Genomic DNA, 20,032 nt, shown 5'->3' on the forward strand with positions numbered 1-20,032 from the left:
TTCAACCACAATTGTCTTGCTGCTCGCCGAAGCGCGCGCTAGGGCGGATTTCGCCTTTCACTTGGGACAAGCGGCGTCGTGCGAGCAATGACGCGGGCCAGTTGGGACGAAACGCATGACCCTGCGCTACGGCGTCATCGGCACCGGCATGATGGGCCAGGAGCACATCCGCAACATAGCGCTTCTGGAGGGCGCGACCGTCGCCGCCATCGCCGACACGCGTGACGAGATGCGCCAGGCCGGTCTCGCCGCCGCGCAGACCGCCGGCATGACCGGTGTGGCCGCATACGCCGATCACGCAACACTGCTATCATCCGAAACCATCGACGCGCTGATCGTCGTCAGTCCCAACGACACCCATTACGACATCATGCTGGATGCCCTGGCGACCGGCCTGCCCATCCTGCTCGAAAAGCCTTCGGCCACATCGGCCGAAAGGGCGCGCGATCTGGCGCGCCGCGCCCACAACCGGCACGCGCCGGTGTGGGTGGCGATGGAATACCGGTACATGCCGCCCGTCGCCCGGCTGATCGAGGAAACGCGCAACGGCACCGCAGGCGATCTCAAGATGATCTCGATCGTCGAGCACCGCTATCCGTTTCTGGTCAAGCCGGGAAACTGGAACCGCTTTTCCCACCGGTCCGGCGGCACGATGGTCGAAAAATGCTGCCACTTCTTCGATCTGATGCGGCTGATCACGCAGGCCGAGCCGGTGCGCATCTTCGGTTCGGGCGGCCACGATCTCAACCATCGCGACGAGGTTCATGACGAGGGCGTCCCCGACGTGCTCGACAACGCCTTCGTCATCGTCGATTTCGACAATGGCATGCGCGCATCCCTTGATCTGTGCATGTTCGCCGAAGGCTCCTGGTGGCAGGAGCACGTTTCGGTGACCGGTTCGGCGGGCAAGATCGAGGCGATGGTGCCTGGCCCGTCGCGTTTCTGGCCGGGCGGCGGCGAACGCGCCTCGGAAATCGTGATTTCCCCACGCGCGGACAAGGCGCCGTTGCGCGAGGAAATCCATGTGGACGATCAGGTGCTCGCCGCCGGCGACCATCATGGCGGTACCTTCTACCAGCATCGCGAGTTTGCCCGCATCGTTCGCGAGGGCGGCAAGCCCGATGTGAGCTTGACGGACGGGGCGCGCGCGGTGGAGATGGGCGAAGCCGCCGAACGGTCGATCCGGAACGGCGAGATCGTGCATCTGGGGGACGCGCCATCATGATCCTGACCTGCGGGGAAGCCCTGTTCGACATGTTCGCAAGGCCGTCCGACGCATCGGGCGGCCACGGCGTTTCGATTGATGGCGTCGTCGGCGGCTCGCCGCTCAATGTCGCGCTTGGCCTGTCGCGGATGGGCACAGCGGCGGGCCTGTTCACACGGATTTCCACGGACCTGCTCGGTCGTCGCCTGCGTGCCTTCATGGCCGACAATGGCGTTTTGGACCGCTACTGCGTCGAAACCGACAATCTGACGACGGTGGCGCTCGTTGAAACCGGCCTCGACGGCCATCCGCGCTATTCCATCTACTGCAACGGCACCGCCGACTGCTCCATGGAACCCTCGGACATCCCCGAACGGCTCGGCGACGATGTCGATGTGATCCACCTTGGGTCGTTCGCGACCGTGTTCGAGCCGACCGGAAACACGCTGCGCACGCTGGCCCGGCGCGAGGCGGATGCCCGCTTCATCTCGTTCGACCCCAACGTCCGCACCATGGTTGTCGCCGACCTTGACCTGTGGCGGCAGCGAATCGGCGAAATGCTGCCGCTCGCCGGCCTGGTCAAGGCAAGCGACGAGGATGTCGGGCTTTTATGGCCCGGCAAGCCGCTTGAATGGTTCATCGAACAGGCACTGGTTGCCGGCGCGGATCTCGCCTTCGTCACACGCGGGCCCAATGGCGCGATTGCGGGATCGGCCGACGGACGGCTGACGCACGTGCCGGGCATTGCCGTCGATGTCGTCGACACTGTCGGCGCCGGCGACACCTTCATGGCGGCGTGCCTGCATTCCCTGAAGGCGAACGATCTCGTGGGAGCCGGCAAGGCGCGCAATGCCGATATCGCCGAAGTGGCCGGCTTCGCCGTCAGGGCCTCGGCGCTGACCTGCACCCGGCGCGGGGCCGACCTGCCGACGCTTGCGGAGATTGAGGCATTCGCCGGCTGAACCGCCATTGCACCGCCATGGTTCGGTGCGTATCACTTGGCCCTTCCGCTTTGCACCGCGCGCGAGACCGAGATGATTCTCCATCATATGCCCATGTCGGCGCCCTGCCGGTTCGTCCGCCTGTTGCTGGCTGAATATGGCGTCGAGGCGCAGTTGCACGAAGAACGTCCATGGGAACGCCGGCAGGAGTTTCTGGCGATGAACCCGGCCGGGACCATTCCCGTCCTCGTCGCCGAGGCGGGTGTCCCGCTCAGCGGCGCCCACCCAATTGCCGAGTACCTCGATGAAACACGTGGCGTCATGGCGCGCGAACGCCGCCTGATGCCCGACTATCCGCTTGAACGCGCCGAGGTGCGGCGCCTGGTGGACTGGTTCATCGTCAAGCTCGAAGCCGATGTCACCCGCGCGCTGGTGCGCGAGCGAATCGACAAGCTGGCAATGCCGGCCGAACTGGGGGGCGGCGCGCCGGACAGCGGAGCCATGCGCGCGGCCCGCGCCAACATCCGGCAGCATCTGCGCTATCTGAACTGGCTCGCCGGCACCCGCGACTGGCTTGGCGCGCCATCGATTTCCGCCGCCGACATCGCCGCCGGCGCCGCCGTTTCCATCCTCGACTATATGGGCGAGATCGACTGGTCCGGGGTGCCGCAGGCGCGCGACTGGTACACGCGGATGAAATCGCGGCCCTCCTTCCGTCCGCTTCTGGCTGACCGGGTGCGCGGCCTGACGCCGGTGTCGCACTACGCCGATCTCGATTTCTGAGACCGGGCCGGATAGCGTGCCGCCATGCCGACGGCCTTGTCCCACCGCCTGACCGATCCGAAAAAGGCGCGCGCATTCATCGTGCGCGATCTTGAGGCATGTGGTTTTGATGCTGTCGGGGTCGCGCCGGCCGGCCGGATCGACCGCGCCGCCAAGGGCCTCGACCGGTTTCTGGATGCGGGCTGGCACGGCACGATGGGCTGGATGGCCGAGACGCGCGACCGCCGCGCCGACCCGACGACGCTCTGGCCCGATGCTCGCTCGATCGTCATGGCGGCGATGAGCTACGGCCCGGGCGATGCCTACGATCCGCTCGCTGCGCTCGAGCGGACCGATCGCGCGACCATTTCCTGCTACGCCCACAACCGCGATTATCACGATGTCATCAAGGGCAAGCTGAAGCAGGCGGCCGGCCGGTTCGCCGCGCGCACCGGAGCCGACGTCAAGGTCTTCGTCGACACGGCGCCCGTGATGGAAAAGCCGCTGGCCGAACGGGCCGGGCTCGGCTGGCAGGGCAAGCACACCAATCTCGTCAGCCGCAATCTCGGATCATGGTTCTTTCTGGGCGCGATCTTCACCGACATGGCACTGCCGGCGGACGAAGCCGAGACCGATCATTGCGGCTCATGCCGGGCGTGCCTCGACATCTGCCCGACCGACGCGTTTCCAGCGCCCTACCAGCTCGATGCGCGACGCTGCATTTCCTATCTGACGATCGAGCACAAGGGACCGGTGCCGCACCCGTTCCGCAAGGCCATCGGCAACCGCATCTATGGCTGCGACGATTGCCTAGCGGTCTGCCCGTGGAACAAGTTCGCCGGCGCCGCGCGCGAGGCGAAGCTCCAATCTCGTGACGACATGCGCACGCCGCCGCTGGATGAACTGCTGATCCTGGACGATGCGGCGTTTCGTGCGCGCTTTGCCGGTTCCCCGGTCAAGCGGATCGGCCGCGCCCGTTTCGTGCGCAACTGTCTGATCGCCGCCGGCAACAGCGGCGAGCGGGCGCTGGTGCCCCATGTCGTCGCGCTGCTTGACGATGACGAGCCACTGGTACGCGGCGCGGCTGTCTGGGCATTGGCGCAGATGGCGCCAGAGCCGTTTACCGCCGAAAGGGATGCACGGCTGCTAGCGGAAAAGGACCCCGATGTCGTTTCGGAATGGAACAGCACAGAGGAGGCTGCCGTTGACTGAACGGATAACGCTGGTTTTCGGCGCCGGATTTTCGGGCCGCGCTTACGGCCGTCGGCTCGCCGCCGCCGGCGAAACCGTTTTCGGCACGACGCGCGATGCTGCCAAAGCCGACAGCTTGCGGCAACTGGGCATCACGCCGGTGATCTTCGCCGGCCAGGCCTTGCGAACGGATCTGACCGATGCGATCGCACGAGCCACCGACATCGTCGTCTCGATCGCTCCGGATGCCGATGGTGATCCGGTGCTTCACGCCGCGCGTGAAGCCATCGCTGCCGCGCCGAATCTTGAGTGGATAGCCTATCTGTCGACGGTCGGCGTTTACGGCGATCATGACGGCGGCTGGGTGGACGAAGCCACCGAACCGCGCCCCGTTTCCGAACGCTCGATCCAGCGGCTCGCCGCCGAACGGGCCTGGCATGCTTTCGCCAAGGAACGCAATGTGCCGCTGTCCATCCTGCGCCTGTCGGGAATCTACGGGCCGGGTCGCAACGCCTTCGTCAATCTGGCGGCGGGTCGGGCGCGACGTCTGGTCAAGTCCGGTCAGGTCTTCAACCGCGTCCACGTCGACGACATCGCCGGCGCGCTGGCCTTCCTCGCCGCGCGCCGACATGACGGCATCCTCAACGTCACCGACGACCTGCCGGCGCCGCCGCAGGACGTTGTCGCCTATGCCGCCTCGGTCATGAAAGTTGATCCGCCACCCGAAATCGACTTCGAATCCGCCACATTGTCGCCCATGGCCCGGTCCTTTTACGGCGAGAACAAGCGCGTTTCCAACGCGGCGATCAAGGCGCTGGGGTTTGTCTTCGCCCATCCCGATTACCGGTCGGCATTCGACCGGATGTGGGCCGGCGACGACTGGCAGGCGCCGTCCACCTGATCGCTGCCATCGGGCGCGTCCATCGTGACGGAAGGACGATTGATGTCGATCAGGACAGTGGCAACCGGCGCAGCCTGCGCCGCGATGGTCTTTGGCGCCCTTTTTGCAACGGTGCCGGCGGAGGCCGCCCAGCAATGCGGAAAGGCGTCCTGGTACGCGCTGACCTCTCGCACCGCCTCGGGCGAGATGATGGACCCGTCCAAGATGACGGCGGCGCATCCGTCGCTGCCCTTCGGCACCCGCATCGAGGTGACCAACCGTGCCAACGGCCGCTCGGTGACGGTGCGGGTCAACGATCGCGGACCGTTCGTACACGGTCGCATCGTCGATGTCTCCAAGGAAGCGGCCCGCCGCCTGGGCATGGTGCGCTCAGGCATCGTGCCTGTCTGCATCAGCCGGACGGGGTGATCCGTCGTCCGGTCAACCGGTGCGGGCCTTGCCCACCGTGTCGAGCGCGCGGCGCAGATGGGTGTCGCGGTCATAGACGTCGGCATGATAGTCGACAACGCCGTCATCGTCCGGCCAGGCGGTGAAATAGCCCACATAGACCGGTACGGTCTCCGCCAGTTTCTCCACCTGCTCATAGCCGCCAAGCTGCGCTGCCACATGCTCGGTGCTCTTGCCCAGCACCGCCGCGGCCATGGCGCGCGGGTCTTCGAGCCGCACGCAGCCATGGCTGAACGCGCGGTTGTCGCGCGCAAAAAGGTTCTTGGCGGGCGTGTCGTGCATGTAGATCGCGTGGCTGTTGGGGAACATGATTTTCAGTTCGCCAAGCGCGTTGCGCGGCCCGGGCTTCTGCCGGACATTGTAGGGAACGCTGCCGGAGAACTGATACCAGTTGATCGAGGACGACGCGATCTGCCGGCCCGAAGCGCCTGTGACCACATAACCGTTGCGGTCCAGATAGGACGGGTCGCGCCGCAGCTTTGGCAGCATTTCGTTGACGATGATCGATTGTGGCACGCCCCAATAGGGATCGTAGACCACATGCTCGATCTCGTCGTGGAAGAAGTAGGTCTGGTTTGAGCGCTTGCCGACGATCGTCCGCATGGCCAGCTTGGTTTCGCCGTTTTCCATGTAGCGGACGCGGTATTCGGGCTGGTTGATGACCACCTGCCGGCTGCCATAGGCTTCCGGATGCCACCGCAGCCGTTCGAGCGCCAGCTCGACCCGGTTGATCTTGGTCGCAAGGCTTTCGCCATCGAGCTCGGCAACTGTTCTCGGCCCGACGATACCGTCTGCCACCAGGCCGAGATCGCGCTGCACATCGCGCATCAGCGCGACCAGCGCGCCGTCATAGAGCGTCGTGCCGGAATAGGCATCGATGATCGCGGCATGCTTGGCCCGGGTCTCATCCGACATCTTCTCGCCAGCCGCTGCCATCACCATCGGCAACGCCTCCGACACCGTGCCGGGGCGCAGGAATGTGCCTTCGGGAATGACGATCGCGTCTTCGGTGCTGGTGCGCAGGGCAGCCAGTTCGTCCTTGAGGCGCCGATAGTCGGACTGGCGCGGCGCCAGGCCTTCGAGCCATCCGGCCGGATCGCCGGCCGCCATCAGCCCGTCCAATGCCGCATCCGCCGTCAGCCGGTCCTTAGAAAAGTCGTGATATCCGGACAGCTTGTTGGGATCGACGGCGCCGTCCTTCATGTCCATGGCATAGCGCAGCGCGCGAGCGGTCAGTTGAAGCTCGAAGGCGATCAGATCGCGGTAGCGCGACGCGGGGTCGTCCGGCGACCAACCCGCAGACGGCAGATCGACCGCATAGTGCGCGGCATCGAGGCCATGGGCGGCCGCATCGTTGACCAGGGCGGCAACGGTCTGGCCGTTGGCGTTGAGGTTCATTCCGCTGACCCAGACAAAGGCTGGGTTTTCCGCGTAGTGACGGCGCATGGCGTCTGCAATTGCCGGCTCGATGGCCATGTTTTGATCGGGCGCGAAATCGAGCGCCTGGACGAACCGGTCTTCCTCCAGAACCGGCAGCGGCGGCAGAGAACTGTCCGTATCGTCGATGGCGCCGGTGGTCGCCACGTCCGGGAGCAGTGAAAGCAGCGTCACCGTGGTGATCGCCGGCGCGGCGTAGGTGTAGTATCGCGGCCCTGAAATGCGCTGGACCGGGCGCGCTGCGGCGCGGCTTTGGGTCGGGCGCTGCGGCGCCGCCTGCTGGCGACCCTGGGGGCGTGTTGCCCGCTGCCGTTGCTGCCGTTTGGCCCGGTTGAACAGCAATTCGTGCAACTGCACTTCCGATGCGCCGGCCACGCCTGGCGCTACCGCCCATCCCGTGAAGATGACAGCCGATGCCAGCAGCATCCGCCCCAAAGTCGATTGGACCACGTTTCGTCTCCCGATCATCTGCGCCCCGTCTATGCGAGCCTAGCCGGTTCGGTCGTCCGCATAAAGCCGCCGACGCGTAAAGAATGCGTCAACCAAGATGAAGAAACCATGAATGCGCGCGCTTTGGCACCAGCCAAACGGAGGACATCGCTTTCGCATTGCCGCCCGCCATACGCCGCGCTAAGCCTTGCCCCATGAAAAAAGGCGATCACCTGTTTCTGGTCGACGGCTCGGCCTACATCTTCCGCGCGTTCCATGCCCTCCCGCCGCTGACGCGCAAATCCGACGGGCTGCCCGTGGGTGCCGTCTCCGGCTTCTGCAACATGCTGTGGAAGCTGCTGCAGGATGCGCGCGACACCGATGTCGGCGTCACGCCGACCCATTTCGCGGTCATCTTCGACTATTCGTCCAAGACGTTCCGCAATGAGCTTTATCCCGACTACAAGGCGAACCGGTCCGAACCGCCCGAGGATCTGGTGCCGCAATTCGGCCTGATCCGCGAAGCGACGAAGGCATTCAACCTGCCCTGCATCGAAATGGAAGGCTACGAGGCTGACGACATCATTGCCGCCTATTGCCGGATGGCCGAGGAGGCCGGCGGCGAAGCGACGATCATTTCCTCCGACAAGGATCTGATGCAGCTCGTCACCGATCACGTCTCCATGTATGACACGATGAAGGACCGGCAGATCGGCCGCGAAGAGGTCCTTGAGAAGTTCGGCGTCGGCCCCGAAAAGATGATCGACCTTCAGGCGCTCGCGGGCGATTCCACCGACAACATTCCGGGCGTACCCGGCATCGGCCCGAAGACGGCGGCGCAGCTGCTCGACGAGTATGGCGATCTGGACACGCTTCTGGAGCGCGCCTCCGAGATCAAGCAGAACAAGCGCCGCGAAAACCTCATCGAATTTGCCGATCAGGCCCGCCTGTCGCGTCAACTGGTCACTTTGAAGGCCGACACGCCCGTCGATATTCCGCTGGACGCTCTGGCGCTCGAAGCGCAGGACGGCCCCAAGCTGGTCGCCTTTTTGAAAGCGATGGAGTTCTCCAGCCTGACCCGCCGGGTCGCCGAGGCGACCGGAACCGAGATCGGCGAGATCGATCCGGCCCAGGTCGCGGTCGAGGCGGGCGCGCAAGCGCGTGGTCCGGATCTGGACGCCGGAACCGCCGACGGCGCTGACGCCGTTGCCGGCGTGGTCGAAGACGGCGTCGACACGCCGCGCGCGCTGGCCGAAGCGCGTGCCACGGCAGCCCGATCGGGCGCTTTCGATGCCGATACCTATGTCTGCATCCGCGATCCTCAAACGCTCGACGAATGGATCGACAACGCCAGGGCGGCCGGCGTGGTCGCCTTCGACACCGAGACCGATTCGCTCGATGCCATGCAGGCGACACTGGTCGGGTTTTCGCTCAGCCATGCCGAGGGCGAGGCCGCCTACGTGCCGCTTGCCCATCGTCAGGGCGAGGACGATCTCCTCGGCGAAGGCGGCCTTGTGGACGGCCAGATAGGTCTTGATGAAGCGCTGAGCCGACTAAAGGCTTTGCTGGAGGACCCGTCGATCCTGATCGTCGGGCAGAACATCAAATATGACCTTCAGGTCATGGCCCGTCACGACGTTTCTATCGCGGCCTTCGACGACACGATGCTGATCTCCTATGCGCTCGACGGCGGCAACAACAGTCATCACGGGATGGATGCGCTAGCCGAACGCTGGCTCGGCCACACGCCGATCGCCTACAAGGATGTCGCCGGAACGGGCAAGAAGGCGCTGACCTTTGACCGGGTCGCGCTCGACGCGGCAACGCGCTATGCGGCCGAGGATGCCGACATCACGCTGCGGCTCTGGCGTCTGCTGAAACCGCGTCTGGTCGCCGAAGGACTGGTGTCCGTCTACGAGCGGCTCGAACGGCCGTTGATCGCCGTTCTGGCGCGTATGGAGCGCCGCGGCATTTCCGTCGACCGGCAGATACTGAGCCGGCTGTCGGGCGAATTCGCGCAGAAGGCCGCGGGCATCGAAGCCGAGATTTTCGATCTGGCCGGCGAGAGCTTCAATATCGGTTCGCCCAAGCAGCTTGGCGAAATCCTGTTCGGCAAGATGAACCTGCCGGGCGGTTCGAAGACCAAGACCGGCCAATGGTCCACCTCCGCCCAGGTGCTTGAGGATTTGGCCGCCGAGGGCCACGAACTGCCGCGCCGGATCGTCGACTGGCGCCAGCTGACCAAGCTCAAATCCACCTACACCGACGCCCTGCCCGGCTTCATCAATCCCCAGACCGGCCGCGTGCACACGTCCTATGCCCTCGCCTCGACATCGACGGGCCGGCTGTCCTCGTCCGATCCGAACCTGCAGAACATTCCGATCCGGACCGCGGAAGGCCGGCGCATCCGCACTGCGTTTGTCGCGCAAAAGGGCCATCGGCTGGTTTCGGCGGATTACAGCCAGATCGAGTTGCGCGTTCTGGCGCACATGGCCGACATCGGCCAGCTCAAACAGGCTTTCGCCGACGGCATGGACATTCACGCCATGACCGCATCGGAGATGTTCGGCGTGCCGGTCGAGGGCATGCCCGCCGAGGTGCGCCGGCGGGCCAAGGCGATCAACTTCGGCATCATTTACGGAATCTCGGCATTCGGCCTTGCCAACCAGCTCGGCATCGCCCGTTCCGAAGCCGGCGACTACATCAAGACCTATTTCGAGCGCTTTCCCGGCATTCGGGATTACATGGACGCGACCAAGGCGTTCGCCCGCGAGCACGGCTATGTCGAAACGGTCTTCGGCCGCCGCGCGCACTATCCGGACATCAAGTCCTCCAACCCCCAGGTGCGCGCCTTCAACGAGCGCGCGGCGATCAACGCGCCGATCCAGGGATCGGCCGCCGACATCATACGACGGGCCATGGTTCGTATCGAAGATGCCTTGTCGGCTGAAGACCTCGCCGCGCAAATGCTGCTCCAGGTCCATGACGAACTGATCTTCGAAGTGCCCGAGGGCGAAGTCGAAGCGACGATTGATGTCGTCCGCGATGTCATGGAGCAGGCGGCGATGCCGGCAGTGGCGATGAGCGTGCCGTTGCAGGTCGACGCCAATGCCGCCCACAACTGGGACGAAGCGCACTGACCGCCTGCCGGCTTCCGAGGACCCGATCATGACCGCAAACGGCCGCAAATCGATCGCGCGCAGCGACCTTGAGCGTAAGGCATGGCCGGAACTGTCCGGCCATGCGCTGGAGGTGCTCAAAGCGCATGGCACCGAGCGAGCGGTTGCTGCGGGCGAAGTCGTCTGGGAGGTCGGCCGGCCCGACTATCCGTTGGTTCATCTGATCGACGCGGACATGAACATCGTCGATCGCGGGCGTGACGACAGCATCGTGGTCACCATCACGGCGGGCAACTTCACCGGCGAGCTGGGCCTGCTGATGGGCCAGCACACATTCTTTGCCGGTGTCATGGCAGGCGCGGGCCGCATTCTCACAGTGGATCCGGCAAAACTGCGCCATCTGGTCGCCACGGTACCCGAGGTCAGCGACATCGTGGTGTCGGCCTTCGCCGCGCGCCGCAAGCTGCTGGTGGAATGGGCCGACGGCGCGCTGACGATCATTGGCGACGAGAACGAACGGACCTGCCTGGGCCTGCGGGAGTATGCCAGCCGCAACCGCATCCCGTTCCGCTTCATCGAACATGCCGACCGCGCGGCGGTCGATGCCTTTGCGGCCGGGCGGCACGACCTTCCCTCGCGCGGCACCGTCGCCATCGTCCGCGGCGGCACGGTCCTGCACGATCCCAGCCCGCTGACGCTCGCCAAGGCGCTCGGATATGAGCTTCTGCCCGATGTCGGCGAACTGTTCGACCTGGTCGTCGTCGGCGCCGGACCGGGCGGTCTTGCAGCGGCGGTCTACGGTGCATCGGAAGGACTCAAGACGCTGGCGATCGACGACACTGCAATTGGCGGGCAGGCCGGAACCTCCTCGCGCATCGAAAACTATCTTGGCTTTCCGACGGGCATTTCCGGCAGCGAACTGGCCTATCTGGGCGAAATCCAGGCGATCAAGTTCGGGGCCCGCATCGCCGTTCCGCACCGGGCGGCCGGATTGCGCAAGGATGGCGACGTGTTGGAAGTCGCGCTGGAATCGGGCGATGTGGTGCATACCCGCGCCGTCGTGATCGCGGCGGGCGCCCGCTATCGCAAGCTGCCCCTGTCGAACCTGATCGACTACGAGGGAAACGGCATCTATTATGCGGCGACCGAACTGGAGGCGCGTTACGCCAACGGAACCAATGCGGTGATCGTCGGCGGCGGCAATTCGGCCGGTCAGGCGGCCATGTTCCTGTCGCGCCATGCCGAGCACACTTATATCGTCGTGCGACGCGACGGGCTTTCCGAGACCATGTCCGATTATCTGTCATCGCGCATCGAACGCGATCCGCGCATCACGCTGGTCACGCAAAGCGAAGTGACGGCGTTGCGCGGCGAAGGCGGGCTGACAGGGGTTACGTTGACCCACATGCAGACCGGAGAAAAACAGGACATTGCCTGCCGCGCGCTCTACGTGATGGTCGGCGCGGAGCCGAACGCCGCGTGGGCCGGCGACCTGGTCAGGACGGATGAAAAGGGCTTTGTGCTCACGGGTGCCGATGCGGACAATCCCTCATCGCCCTTTGCCACCAGCGAACCGGGCATTTTCGCGGTCGGCGACATCCGGTCCGGCTCGGTCAAGCGGGTGGCGTCGTCCGTCGGCGAAGGTTCGGTCGTCGTGTCGGCCGTGCATGCCTGGCTGGCAGGTCAGCCAGGCAATGGGCCGCTGGCAGCCGAGAAAAAAGCCGGCTAACAAATCATAAAATTTGCCGGTTTATCGTGTTCGCGATTTAACACTCCAGCTCACCGCTTTCGAGCGCCTCATAACAGGCGAGAACGTGGTCCGCGACGGCGCGCGAGCATTCGCCGGCATCATGTCGAAAGCGCATCCGGCTCTGGTAGGTGCCGAGCGGCGGAAGCCCCTGCTTCTTGCCAAGGCAAATCAGCGGCGGCCGGACACAGGAAGCCGGCAGCGGTGCGATGGCGAGGTCCGACATCAACGCGGCACGTTGTCCAGCGGTGTGCGCGCTCATATAGGCGATGCGGAAGTTGCGGCCCATCTCGCCGAGCGCCTCCACCGCATTGGCGCGCCACGAGCAGCCCTCTTCCCACATCGAAACAGGCAATGGCTCGCGCTCCCACGCGCAGCCGCCCTTCAGACCGGCCCACACAAGCTGTTCTTCGATCAGCACGACCCCGTCTGCGGGCAGTGCGCTTTGCGGCCGGGCGGTGAAGATGACGACATCGAGGTCGCCGCGGTCATAACGCGGCAGGAGTTGGTCCGAATTCTCGATCACCACGTCGACCGCCACATTGGGATGCGTTTCGGCAAATCGCGTCAGAACCTGGGGCAGCAGCCGTTCGCCATGATCGTCGGCGGCACCGAGCCGGACCGTTCCTTGGACATCGGGCATGACGAAACGCGCCATCATCTCGTTGGACAGCGCCAGGATCCGGCGCGCATAGCCGACAAGCATCTCGCCCTCTGCGGTCAGCGCGACCGAGCGCGAATCGCGTGTGAACACCGAGACGCCCAGCAAGTCTTCAAGTTTCTTGACCTGCATCGAAACCGCCGATGGCGTACGAAAGACCCGCTCGGCCGCTTTTGAGAAGCTGCGCGTTTCGGCGATGGCCAGAAATGTCCGCAGCAGATCGATGTCGACGGGCGCGTGCGGCGCGAAGGGTTTGGTCTCGGAGACGTTCATGGAAAACCTGTGTTCAAGAAAACTGAATCATAGCGTCAAATCGTTTCGTTTGATTGAAGCATAAGAAATCGTCACAGTCCACCCATTCCGGACAAGCCGGATGTCTGATCCGAAGGAGTGGACCAATGACCGTCTTCGACAATGAACTGGCCCGGCACGCCACCGCAGTGACGCCCGGCGCTCTTGGACGCCGGCTGACCGCACAGGCCCTGGGCTGGTTCGTCACCCGCCGCGAACGGGCGGCCGAACACCGCCGTCAGCGCCTCGACCGCCAGGCCTATTGCGCGCTGCTCGGCAAGGAGGACTGGGTCTACCGGGACATGGGCGTGAACCGCGCCGACGTGGAATGGGCGGCCCGGCTGCCGCTCCATGTCAACGCCGCACGTGAGCTCGAGCGTCTGCGAGCCCGCTCCGGGATGGGGCGTTGATTGGCCCGATCGACCAGCCCCTGCGCCGTCCGGCATGCTCCCGGCCCGCCGGACGGCGCCTTCGGTCAAACCGGATCGGATCACGGACCCGTCCGGTCCTTGCCGGGACAGGCCGCTGCGCGATAAAAAGGACGCATGTTCCCTGATCCCAGCCCGCCAATGCCGCCCGGCGCCTTCCTGTGCCCATGAGCCCCGCTCCCCGTCGCATCCTCTTGTTGGGTGCCACCGGAACAGTCGGTCGCGCCACGGCCCATGCGCTTGTGGATTGCGGTCATGAGGTGGTCTGCTTCGTCAGGCCGCGCCATGCCGGAGGACGATCGCCAGACGCCGCAACGGGTATGCCCGACGCCGTCGTCGTCCGGTATGGCGACGTGACCGATCCGGACTCGCTCGCCAGCGACGGATTTTGCGGAGAGCGCTTCGATGTCATCGTTTCCTGCATCGCATCGCGAACAGGCGCCCCCGGCGATGCCTGGGCCATCGACCACGATGCGAACCTGAATGCGCTGCAACTGGCCGAACGGGCGGGCGTAGCTCATTTCGTCCTTTTGTCGGCCATTTGCGTGCAGAAGCCGAAACTGGCCTTCCAGCACGCCAAGCTGGCGTTCGAGAATGCGCTGATCGCTTCGGGGCTGACCTGGTCGATCGTCCGCCCCACCGCCTTCTTCAAGTCGCTGTCGGGTCAGGTCGAGCGGCTGCGGCAGGGCAAACCTTTCCTCGTCTTTGGTGATGGTCGGTTGACCGCCTGCAAGCCGATTTCCGATGGCGATCTGGCCCGCTATATTGCCGGTTGCATTGATGACCCGGAACGGCACAACCGCATATTGCCCATCGGCGGTCCGGGCGACGCCATCACGCCGCGCCAGCAGGGCGACTATCTGTTCGCTCTCCTGGACCGGCCGCCGAAGTTCCGGCACGTACCGGTCGCGCTGCTCGATGCAATCATCTGGACGACAAGCATTCTGGGCCGCCTCTCATCCAAACTGGCGGCCAAGGCGGAACTGGCACGTATCGGCCGCTACTATGCCACCGAATCCATGCTCGTCCTCGATCCCGTCACCGGGCGCTACGACGCCGAGGCGACGCCCTCATTCGGAACCGAGACGCTGTACGGTTTTTATGACCGTCTGGTCAGGGGCGAGGTGACGGCTGATCGCGGCGACCACGCTGTTTTCTGAGCGGCGCGGCGCCTCAACGCCATGAAACCGAGTAGAGATCCAAGCGGCGGTCTGCCAGATTGCGCACCGAGCCGCTCGCACGTGCCGCATCGAGCGCCGCCATGTCGAGATCGGCTATGATCATCTGTTCTGCCTGCGGCTCGGCCTCCGCCGCGATGCCATCGCGCGCGAAGCCGTGGTCCGATGGCGTCAGCACCGCCGATTGCGCATAGGCCATCTCCAGATTGTCCGTGTTCGGCAAATTGCCCACAAGGCCCGATGTCACGACGTAGCACTGGTTTTCGACCGTGCGCGCCTGGCAGCAATAGCGCACCCGAAAATGGCCGTGCCGCGTGTCGGTGCAGTAGGGCACAAAGATAATACGGGCGTCCTGGTCGGCGAGCCGGCGCCCGAGCTCCGGGAACTCGCTGTCATAGCAGATCATGACGCCGATCCGCCCGTACTCGGTGTCGATCGCATCGGCCCGCGCACCGCCGTCGATTCCCCAGACGCTGCGTTCGTCCGGCGTCGGATGCAGCTTGTGCTGTTCGGACAGGCGTCCATCGGCATGGGCGATGTAGCTGACGTTCCGCGCGGCACCGTCTTCCAGGCGCGTCGCGTGTGAACCGCCGACGATTGTGATGGCGTGCTTTTTCGCCAGTTCGACGAGCACCTGCTTCAGGGCCGTTGTGTGTGCCGTCAGCCGGTCGACGCTTTCCGCCGCCGGCACCATCGGCGCTTCGCCCGACAGGAGCTGGATCGTGAAATGCTCGGGAAAACAGATGAACTGCGCGCCATAGCCGCTTGCCGTGCGCACGAAATGGGCCACGCGCTCGAATAGCGCGTCGACCGACCGGGTTTTTTGGAGGGCCATTTGAACGCTGGCCACGCGCAGCTTCTGCCCCGCCATGCTCGGCGCCTTTCGTCAAAAAGCCGCCGGCGTTGCCGCCGACGGCCATCGTCATCGCGTCGGATCGTACCGGCTTAGCCGACCGAGCCGTAAGGGCAGGTGTTGTCCGAACGGAAATCATGCACCTCGATCTCGCCCGAGATGATCTTTTCGCGGGCTTCTTCGACCGCCTGCATCATCTCTTCGGTCACCAGCGGTTCGTTGTTTTCGTCGATCGCCACGCCGACACCGTCCTCGGCGACGCCGAGAACCTGGACGCCGGTGGAGAAGTTGCCTTCCATCCCGTCCTTCATCGCTTCCATGACGGCGACATCGACGCGCTTGAGCATCGAGGTCAGCACCGAGCCGGGCTGCAGATGGTTCTGGTTGGAATCGACGCCGACCGACAGCTTGCCCGCATCGGCCGCTGCCTGCAGCACGCCGATGCCGGTGCCGCCAGCCGCGGCATAGACAACGTCGGCGCCCTGCGAAATCTGCGCGTTGGTGATCTCGCCGCCACGGACCGGGTCGTTCCATGCCGCCGGCGTGTCACCGGTATAGTTGACGATCACTTCGGCACCGGGATTGACCGATTTGACGCCGCCCACATAGCCGCAGGCAAAGGCGGAGATCAGCGGCACGTTCATGCCGCCCACAAAGCCGACCGTACCGGTCTCCGAGGCCTTTGCAGCCATGATGCCGGCCAGGTACGAGCCTTCCTGCTCCTTGAAGACGACCGAGCGCACGTTTGGCTGGTCGACCACCATGTCGATGATGGCGAACTCGGTGTCGGGGAATTCCTGCGCCACCTTGTCGACCGCCTGCGCGGCGGAGAAGCCGGCGATGATGACCGGCGAATGCCCACGTTCGGCGAAGCGGCGAAGCGCCTGCTCGCGCTGGGCCTCGTTCTGGATCTCGAACTCGACATACTCGGTGCCGGTTTCTTCCTTGAACTGCTCGGCGCCGTTGAAGGCGGCCTCGTTGAACGACTTGTCGAACTTCCCGCCCAGATCGTAAACGATCGCCGGCGTTTCGGCATAGGCCGTCGCCGTCATTGCGGATGCGGCCAAAAGACCAAGAACAAAGCGCTTCATTCTCACTTACCCTGTCTGACTGTTTGCATCTTTTGCCGCGCACATGATGGCGCGCGGCCTCCCTGAAAGCGGTTTGACGCCGCCTTGCGCGGACATTGGCACGCCAAATCGCGCCATGTCGACAAAAAAGCGAAGTGAGGTTTGGCGCGCACCGCATCCGGCCCGAAGCATCAGCCTCCGAGAGATCCGGCCGTACGCTTGCGGCGCCTCCGGCCGAGCAGCGCCAGCACCAACGCGAGGCCGCCGAAGACGGCAACGGTCGGCCAGCCTGTCACCGTGGCCAGAATGGGATCGGCCAGCACCGGATGCGCCGCCTCGTCGAGCCATTCGCCCAGGGCGGTGCGCGAACCAGGCGCGATCGCGTCCCAGCTGTCGGCAAGCGGCGTCAGCGTCATGGCCGACGTGCCGATCGATCGCGTGGCATCGACGACCCCTACGATGACCATCATCGCCAGGCAGAAGACGGCCAGGGCTCGAAGAACGAATCGGACCATGCGTTTTGGCTTGTGCCACCCCTTGTGCGGCGTATTGATGTACGCCACCCGCCCCTTCCATTCATTATGGCATTCGCGGGCCGGTGGTCCACCCCGATATCCGTCCAATTTCAGACCCGCTTGATTGTCCGCCTGCGCCGCGCTAGGAGACGGCCCTTCGCGGGCCGGTGAACCGGATTTGCGAAGCGTCCGGCCGTCTGGGCCCGGCGACATATGGCGAGGTGAGGTGGCCGAGTGGTTGAAGGCGCACCGGCGATTTTCCGCATTGCGGAAAACGCCCATCACCAAAAAGGGCGCGTGCGCCTTTTCAACCCGCTCGGCTGGTTTCGCCGGGTGACATATGGCGAGGTGAGGTGGCCGAGTGGTTGAAGGCGCACCGGCGATTTTCCGCATTGCGGAAAACGCCCATCACCAAAAAGGGCGCGTGCGCCTTTTCAACCCGCTCGGCTGGTTTCGCCGGGTGACATATGGCGAGGTGAGGTGGCCGAGTGGTTGAAGGCGCACGCCTGGAACGCGTGTAGGCGGGAAACCGTCTCCAGGGTTCGAATCCCTGTCTCACCGCCAGTCCTTCTGCAAGTTCGTGCCTTCTGCGCATCGCCGCCGGGCGAACCTTGCGCCATAAACGGCGCTACGGCGCCGTGCGATGTTCCGCCGTGACCTCGAGGGCGCGGTCGGCGTGCGCATCACCGCCATTGTCGCGGCGATGAGCGGCAATGACCCTGTCGCGGATTAGGATCAACTCGGCGATTTCGTTTTCGTGCGCTGCCAAAACCGCCGTCAGCCACCGGTTTACCAGGTAGTTCGGTTGCGGCATGTGCACATCGAAGCGCGGCAACAGCGCGATGGTCGGGCCGGCGTCGAGCCAGTCGTCATCGACCACCCAGTGGTTGACCGTGAACAGGCGCAGCAACCGGCCATGCGGATCGACGCCGACGGCGCAAAGATGGTGGATCGGTCCGTCAGCGCCGTCGGGTCGGACGAAACAGTGGAAATGGCCATGCTCGCCACTCTCGGTGGACGGGCCATGGCTGTGGTAGAACCATTGCGCCCCCGTTTGCGGGTCGAACACTTCGCCCGCGGGGTATTTTTCCCAGCTCGTTGGCCGTTCGATGCCGGCGAGTGTTTCGGTCAGGACGGACGCGCCGCCCTTGGCCAGAACATGCTCGCAGAACGCGATTTCGCTGCGGGCAGTATCACGCGCGTCTTCGCTCACGTTTCGCTGTCCGGAACGAGATCCGGCGCTTCGGTGGCGCCTTCAGGCAGGCGTGCCGGCGGGGGTGGCGGTGGCGCGGCCCGTTCGGTCCGTGTGGCGGGCAAGGGCGCGGGCGGAGGCGGCGGGGCCGCGAGCGGCGCTGCGGCGGCGCAAGGGGCGGCCGGGGCACAGGGCGCGGCGCCGGCCGCGCATGGCGCCACGCCACCGGCGGCCGGTGCGGAAGCAGCGGCAGGCGCCGGCGTCGGCACGCCATGTTCTGCATGGTCATAGGCAACCGCCGCCGTCGTCACCGCCAGCGCGGCGGCGAACAGGGCGGTGTTGCGCGACCGGCTCATGCCGCCGCGCCTTTGCGCCTGAAGCCATCGAGCCCGAACAGGGGTCGGGCGAACACGCCGGCCGCCGAGCCGGCAAAGGCGGCGGCGAACCACAGCCACCCATGCAGGCTGCCCGATGCGATGCCCGAGAAAAGAGCGCCGATGTTGCAGCCAAAGCTCAGCCGCGCGCCATAGCCCATCAAAAGGCCGCCGAGCGCCGCTGCGGCGAATGACGCCAGCGGAACAGCGGCCCTGGGCGCGAATTTGCCGGCAAGCGATGCGGCCAGCGCCGCCCCGAGAATCAGTCCGAAATTCATCACCGAAACCGAGTCGGCAAGCACGGAACTGGACAGCGCCTCGGCCTGCGCCGGCCATGTCCAGAATTCCCACTTTTCGACCGGCACCCCCGCCGCCGACGCGATCTTGGCGCCCCAGAGGCCGAAGCCATAGGTGATCGACCAGGGGTGGCCGGCAACGATCAGGGTGGCGATGTTGAGAAGGGCCAGCATCAGACCTGCACCGACCAGCGGCCAGGGCCCCGACAGCAGCCAGTTCCAACCCGGGCGGCGCGGGCCCGGATCGCGCTCCAGATCGCCATGGGAGCGGCGTTCGATCATCGCGGTGATGAGAGCCACGGCGCCGAGACCGGCCAGTGACACCGCGATGGCCGCGGGCACGCCAAGCGTCTGGCCCAGGCTCACCGGCGGCAGCGACGGCTGGCCGAGCCACCATGGCAGATGCGCCGTTCCGACAACGGCGCCGGCGATGAAGAAGATCAGGGTCACCAACATGCGCGCAGAGCCACCGCCGACCGTGAACAGCGTGCCCGAGCCGCAGCCTCCGCCAAGCTGCATGCCCAAGCCGAACATCGCCGCGCCGACCAGCACGGAGACGCCCACCGGCGCGATGGCGCCGACCAGCGGCTGGTTGCCGACGCTGCCGGCCGCCAAAAGCGGCATCATCGCAAGCCCGGCCAGCCCGATCATCAGCATCTGCGCGCGCATGCCCCGCCCACGCTGCTCGACCACCATGCGCCGCCAGGCGCCGGTGAAGCCAAAGGACCCGTGATAGAGCGCGGCACCAAGGCCGCCGCCGATCAGGAACAGCGTCGCCTGCCGCAGATCGACCAGCAGCCAGATCGCGGCAAATCCCGCCGCCAGGAACGCGGCGGCCACCGCCGCGGGGCTGCGGTCGATGACGGCGTCGGGCAGATAAGGGTTCGACGCGTTCGGCGTCGACGACGTTGCAACGTTCTGCAACATGGGGCGCAACCTCTGTGAAGCCGCCTTTATAGCCGATCCGGCGCGCGGCGGAAGCCGGGCGCCGGCTGG

At 65.4% G+C, this 20,032-nt stretch carries 17 protein-coding genes and 1 tRNA gene; 11 read left to right on the forward strand and 7 right to left on the reverse strand.

Annotated features, from left to right (window positions below; all coding sequences use genetic code 11):
• Window positions 1–115 precede the first annotated feature (115 nt).
• The 6 genes from ACOQOU_RS10235 to ACOQOU_RS10260 all read left to right on the forward strand — a co-directional run bounded on the left by ACOQOU_RS10235 (window position 116) and on the right by ACOQOU_RS10260 (window position 5,407).
• Complete coding sequence (locus tag ACOQOU_RS10235) at window positions 116–1,225, forward strand: Gfo/Idh/MocA family protein (RefSeq protein ID WP_109769350.1); 1,110 nt, start codon at window positions 116–118, stop codon at window positions 1,223–1,225.
• Window positions 1,222–2,166: a carbohydrate kinase family protein gene (locus ACOQOU_RS10240; protein ID WP_306025972.1), complete on the forward strand. Its 945-nt coding sequence runs from the start codon at window positions 1,222–1,224 to the stop codon at window positions 2,164–2,166. Before ACOQOU_RS10235 ends, ACOQOU_RS10240 begins: the two co-directional genes overlap by 4 nt.
• Window positions 2,167–2,238: 72 nt before the next feature.
• Window positions 2,239–2,928, forward strand: a complete 690-nt coding sequence (locus ACOQOU_RS10245) for a glutathione S-transferase family protein (protein WP_306025971.1) — start codon at window positions 2,239–2,241, stop codon at window positions 2,926–2,928.
• Window positions 2,929–2,952: 24 nt separating this feature from the next.
• Window positions 2,953–4,119: a tRNA epoxyqueuosine(34) reductase QueG gene (gene queG, locus ACOQOU_RS10250; protein ID WP_306025970.1), complete on the forward strand. Its 1,167-nt coding sequence runs from the start codon at window positions 2,953–2,955 to the stop codon at window positions 4,117–4,119.
• Entirely contained in the window at window positions 4,112–4,999 is an 888-nt protein-coding gene (locus tag ACOQOU_RS10255) for an SDR family oxidoreductase (RefSeq protein ID WP_306025969.1), read from the forward strand. The genes queG and ACOQOU_RS10255 overlap by 8 nt, the downstream gene beginning before the upstream one ends.
• Before the next feature lie 42 nt (window positions 5,000–5,041).
• On the forward strand, window positions 5,042–5,407 hold the full coding sequence (locus ACOQOU_RS10260; protein WP_420578712.1) for a septal ring lytic transglycosylase RlpA family protein: 366 nt from the start codon (window positions 5,042–5,044) through the stop codon (window positions 5,405–5,407).
• A gap of 12 nt (window positions 5,408–5,419) precedes the next feature.
• On the opposite strand, the gene ACOQOU_RS10265 is transcribed toward ACOQOU_RS10260, so the two are convergent.
• Complete coding sequence (locus ACOQOU_RS10265) at window positions 5,420–7,333, reverse strand: L,D-transpeptidase family protein (protein WP_306025968.1); 1,914 nt, start codon at window positions 7,331–7,333, stop codon at window positions 5,420–5,422.
• A 194-nt stretch (window positions 7,334–7,527) separates the two neighbouring features.
• Between ACOQOU_RS10265 and polA the strand changes: the two genes are divergently transcribed.
• Window positions 7,528–10,452: a DNA polymerase I gene (gene polA / locus ACOQOU_RS10270; RefSeq protein WP_306025967.1), complete on the forward strand. Its 2,925-nt coding sequence runs from the start codon at window positions 7,528–7,530 to the stop codon at window positions 10,450–10,452.
• A gap of 28 nt (window positions 10,453–10,480) precedes the next feature.
• On the forward strand, window positions 10,481–12,160 hold the full coding sequence (locus ACOQOU_RS10275; protein ID WP_306025966.1) for an FAD-dependent oxidoreductase: 1,680 nt from the start codon (window positions 10,481–10,483) through the stop codon (window positions 12,158–12,160).
• A 37-nt stretch (window positions 12,161–12,197) separates the two neighbouring features.
• Here the strand turns inward: ACOQOU_RS10275 and ACOQOU_RS10280 are convergent, their stop codons facing one another.
• Complete coding sequence (locus tag ACOQOU_RS10280) at window positions 12,198–13,112, reverse strand: LysR family transcriptional regulator (RefSeq protein WP_109769357.1); 915 nt, start codon at window positions 13,110–13,112, stop codon at window positions 12,198–12,200.
• A gap of 125 nt (window positions 13,113–13,237) precedes the next feature.
• Here ACOQOU_RS10280 and ACOQOU_RS10285 point away from each other — a divergent pair, with 125 nt between their 5' ends.
• Together ACOQOU_RS10285 and ACOQOU_RS10290 are read left to right on the forward strand one after the other, a co-directional pair.
• The gene (locus ACOQOU_RS10285; RefSeq protein WP_306025965.1) at window positions 13,238–13,540 is read left to right on the forward strand and encodes a hypothetical protein; all 303 of its coding nucleotides are present in this window, start codon (window positions 13,238–13,240) and stop codon (window positions 13,538–13,540) included.
• A gap of 212 nt (window positions 13,541–13,752) precedes the next feature.
• A complete protein-coding gene (locus ACOQOU_RS10290; RefSeq protein ID WP_306026077.1) occupies window positions 13,753–14,718 on the forward strand; it encodes an NAD(P)H-binding protein in 966 nt (321 codons plus the stop codon).
• A 13-nt stretch (window positions 14,719–14,731) separates the two neighbouring features.
• Here ACOQOU_RS10290 and ACOQOU_RS10295 read toward each other — a convergent pair whose 3' ends face one another.
• From ACOQOU_RS10295 to ACOQOU_RS10305, 3 genes are all read right to left on the reverse strand, one after another.
• Window positions 14,732–15,607 carry a carbon-nitrogen hydrolase family protein gene (locus ACOQOU_RS10295; RefSeq protein ID WP_306025964.1) on the reverse strand — a complete coding sequence of 292 codons (876 nt, stop codon included), beginning with the start codon at window positions 15,605–15,607 and terminating at the stop codon, window positions 14,732–14,734.
• A gap of 74 nt (window positions 15,608–15,681) precedes the next feature.
• Window positions 15,682–16,680: a BMP family lipoprotein gene (locus ACOQOU_RS10300; RefSeq protein WP_306025963.1), complete on the reverse strand. Its 999-nt coding sequence runs from the start codon at window positions 16,678–16,680 to the stop codon at window positions 15,682–15,684.
• A gap of 170 nt (window positions 16,681–16,850) precedes the next feature.
• Window positions 16,851–17,174: a hypothetical protein gene (locus tag ACOQOU_RS10305; RefSeq protein ID WP_158585172.1), complete on the reverse strand. Its 324-nt coding sequence runs from the start codon at window positions 17,172–17,174 to the stop codon at window positions 16,851–16,853.
• A gap of 474 nt (window positions 17,175–17,648) precedes the next feature.
• Here ACOQOU_RS10305 and ACOQOU_RS10310 point away from each other — a divergent pair.
• Window positions 17,649–17,738 (forward strand) — tRNA-Ser (locus tag ACOQOU_RS10310).
• Window positions 17,739–17,802: 64 nt separating this feature from the next.
• On the opposite strand, the gene ACOQOU_RS10315 is transcribed toward ACOQOU_RS10310, so the two are convergent.
• Both ACOQOU_RS10315 and ACOQOU_RS10320 read right to left on the reverse strand, forming a co-directional pair.
• Window positions 17,803–18,387, reverse strand: coding sequence for a DUF6969 family protein (locus tag ACOQOU_RS10315; protein ID WP_306025962.1), 585 nt, complete (start codon window positions 18,385–18,387; stop codon window positions 17,803–17,805).
• A gap of 331 nt (window positions 18,388–18,718) precedes the next feature.
• Window positions 18,719–19,963, reverse strand: a complete 1,245-nt coding sequence (locus ACOQOU_RS10320; RefSeq protein ID WP_306026241.1) for a YeeE/YedE family protein — start codon at window positions 19,961–19,963, stop codon at window positions 18,719–18,721.
• Window positions 19,964–20,032 lie beyond the last annotated feature (69 nt).

It is taken from the genome of Oceaniradius stylonematis (assembly GCF_965223445.1).
Lineage (GTDB): Bacteria > Pseudomonadota > Alphaproteobacteria > Rhizobiales > Rhizobiaceae > Roseitalea > Roseitalea stylonematis.